This is a genomic window from Candidatus Streptomyces philanthi, from assembly GCF_059553635.1.
Genome location: NZ_JCANQV010000477.1, coordinates 1 through 2,826, shown reverse-complemented (window position 1 = coordinate 2,826; position 2,826 = coordinate 1). Strand labels below are relative to the sequence as shown.

Below are 2,826 nucleotides of genomic sequence, written 5' to 3'. Positions count from 1 at the left end.
GGCGGTGCATGGCGGTTACTCCTCGCGGGGTCGGGGTCCGGCGGTGTTCCGTCGAGCCTGGCCGTCCCCGCTCCGGGCGGCACCGGGGGCCCGGAGCATTGGATGATGGAGACATGACATCCGACACGCCGTACACCGTCCCGGCACCGCGCGACGCCGACCCGTTCGGCGGCCTCCCCCCGGCCCTGCGCGACACCGCCTACTCGGCCGCCCGCCATCCGGGAGCCGTCTCCCCTGATGGGGTGCCGCCCCGGAAGGGCGCGGCGCGCTGGGAGGCGTGGGACCTGTCCCGGGGCGCCAACTGCCAGCTGTACGCCTGCGCGGTACTGGCCCACCACGGCCTCGCCGTACCGCTGCTGCGCTCGTCCGAACTGTGGGCCGACGACCGGGCCACCCGCCGTGTCGCCCGCCCCGGGCCGCTGGACCTGGTGCTGTTCGACCCCGGCCCGGCCGCGGACCGGCCGGAGGGGTACGGGGCCCATGTCGGCGTCCACCTCGGCCCGGACCGGGTGCTGCACCTGAGCCGGGAGGCGGGCCGCCCGGCCGTGTGGCGCTACGCCGACTTCGCGGCCCGGCCCCGCTACGCGCGGTTCCTCGGCGCCAAGCGGGTGGTGGCGCGGATTCCCGGGGCGAGGCGGCCGGGCCGGAACGACGAAGCCCCCACCGGTCCGTGACCGGTGGGGGCTCGCGCGTACGGATCAGAAGTCGCCGCCGCCGAAGCCACCGTCGCCGCCGAAGTCGCCGCCGCCGAAGCCACCGCCGTCGCCGAAGCCTCCGCCGAATCCGCCGCTGAAGTCGCCGGAGTTGAAGTCGGCACCGGAGAACTCGCCGCCCTCGACACCGGAGCCGCCGAGGTCGGAGGCGTAGGCGTGGCCCGGGGACATCAGCATGCCGCCGAGCATCGTGCCCACCAGCAGGCCCGGGAGCATGCCGCCGCCGAAGTAGCCGCCGGCCCAGGGGCCGTAGGCCGGTCCGGCGTCCCAGTACGGCCGGTCACCGTGCTCGGTCCGCACCGTACGGGTGTGCGGTTCGAGGCCGTCGTCCAGCCGGGCCTTGTCGGCGGCGCAGACGGGGACGGTGCGCGGGGCGCCACCGGCCGGGGCCCAGTGGGCGTCGGTGACGGACGGGCCGTGCCGGGGGTCGAAGAAGCAGGGCACCCGGCGCTCGGGCAGCGGCAGGCCCTTGCGGCGCGCGTCGAGGGTGGCCAGGGAGAAGCGGCCGTCCTCCAGCGCCTTGGTCACCGCCTGCACCTCGCTGGGGTGGGTGGCGGCGGCCATCGCCGACTTGGCGTTCTCGTAGGCGTCCAGGGCGTGGCTGTAGTCCGTGCGCATCGCGTCGTCGGCGCCGGGCTCGCCGGGCCGGAAGTCGAGGCGGTCCAGCTCCTCGCCGAAGGCGGTGATGTCCTCGTCGACGACCACCCGCAGCTGCTCCAGGGCGGCGCGCTCCTCCTCGGCCTTGCGGCGGCGGTTGCGGCGGACGAGGGCGTAGGCGCCACCGCCGCCGGCGACGGCGAGGGCGCCGAGGCCGATGGCCGTGCCGGTGCCGATGCCGGAGTCCTCACCGCTCCAGGAGGACGGGGCGTGGCCCCGGGCCTGCTGGTCGGCGGTGTCGACGAAGCTGTTGAGGCGCTCGCCGACGGTGGGGTAGGCGGAGCCCTTGACCGCGCTCACGAGGTTGCGGACGGAGTTGCGCGACATCACCCGGGCGTCGGCCCCGGCGTTGAAGCCGTCGCCGAGCTCCACGGCGTAGACGCCGCTGATGCCGACCTTGGTGCGCAGGTTGGCCAGCAGGGTGTTCGGCGGGAACTCGGGGGCGCGGGGCAGCACGGCGACGAAGACCGGCTTGCCGGAGTCCTTGATCTTCTTGGCCAGTGCGTCCGCGTCGGAGGCGGAGAACTTCGAGGACATCCGGGGATCGACGTACACGGGCCCCTTCTTCAGGGCGGCCGCGGCGGCGTCGAGGCCGCCCTCGGCGCGGGCGCCGGGCGCCATGGCGGCGGCCATGGCCAGGAACACGGCGACCAGCGCGATCACCGGGGTGAGCAGTACACGACGGCTGGCGGTCTTCATGGAGGAGACGCTACCCGAACAGCACTTTCGGGACATCACCGGTACGCTGAAAGGTTTGCCCCGGGGCGCGGGCGGCGGCCGCCGTGCCGGCGGTCCCCCGCCCGTGCCCCGGTAACGCGGCAGGTCAGGGCGCCGCGAGGTCCACGAGACCGGCCAGCGCCTCCCGGTGTCGGCCCGGTGTCCCGAACGCGAGCTGGTCGCTCTTGGCCCGTTTGAGGAAGAGGTGGGCCGGGTGCTCCCAGGTCATGCCGATGCCGCCGTGCAGCTGGACGCACTCCTCCGCCGCCCGGACCGCCACCGGCGCGCAGTACGCCTGGGCTACCGCCACCGCGACCGGCGCGTCGGGGCTGCCGGTGGCCAGCGCGTCGGCGGCGTTGCGGGCGGCGGCGCGGGCCGAGGCGAGGTCCAGCCAGAGGGCGGCCAGCCGGTGCTTGAGCGCCTGGAAGGAGCCGATGGGACGGCCGAACTGCCGCCGTTCGCGGGTGTGGCGCACGGTGGTCTCCAGGCACCAGGTGGCGACGCCCAGTTGCTCGGAGGCCAGCAGCCCGGCGCCGGTGAGCAGCGCCCGCCCGACGGCGTCGCGGGCCCGTTCGCCCGAGGCCAGCGGCCGGCCGGCGGCGCCGTCCAGGGTGAGGTGGCCGAGGGGACGGGTGAGGTCGAGGGGTGTGGTGGGGGTGACGCGCACCCCGTCGGCCGTCGCGTCGACCGCGTACAGGCCGCTCCCCTCCGGCCCCTCGGCGGGGACGAGCAGGACATC

Annotated in this window: 3 protein-coding genes; 1 reads left to right on the top strand and 2 read right to left on the bottom strand. The window is 75.8% G+C overall.

The annotated features are described in order from the left end of the window. The first annotated feature begins 113 nt into the window (after nucleotides 1–113). The gene (locus AC51EU_RS29185) at nucleotides 114–674 is read left to right on the top strand and encodes a cell wall hydrolase (RefSeq protein ID WP_496270101.1); all 561 of its coding nucleotides are present in this window, start codon (nucleotides 114–116) and stop codon (nucleotides 672–674) included. Between the two features lie 24 nt (nucleotides 675–698). Here the strand turns inward: AC51EU_RS29185 and AC51EU_RS29180 are convergent, their stop codons facing one another. Next, complete coding sequence (locus tag AC51EU_RS29180; protein WP_496270100.1) at nucleotides 699–2,069, bottom strand: hypothetical protein; 1,371 nt, start codon at nucleotides 2,067–2,069, stop codon at nucleotides 699–701. Between the two features lie 124 nt (nucleotides 2,070–2,193). Continuing rightward, nucleotides 2,194–2,826: acyl-CoA dehydrogenase family protein (locus AC51EU_RS29175; protein WP_496270099.1), on the bottom strand; the 633-nt coding region annotated here is incomplete at its 5' end.

What these genes read in the sequence shown, in the direction of transcription:
- AC51EU_RS29185 (WP_496270101.1), top strand. Translation starts at nt 114, where the DNA reads ATGACATCCGACACGCCGTACACCGTCCCGGCACCGCGCGACGCCGAC.
- AC51EU_RS29180 (WP_496270100.1), bottom strand. Translation starts at nt 2,069, where the DNA reads ATGAAGACCGCCAGCCGTCGTGTACTGCTCACCCCGGTGATCGCGCTG.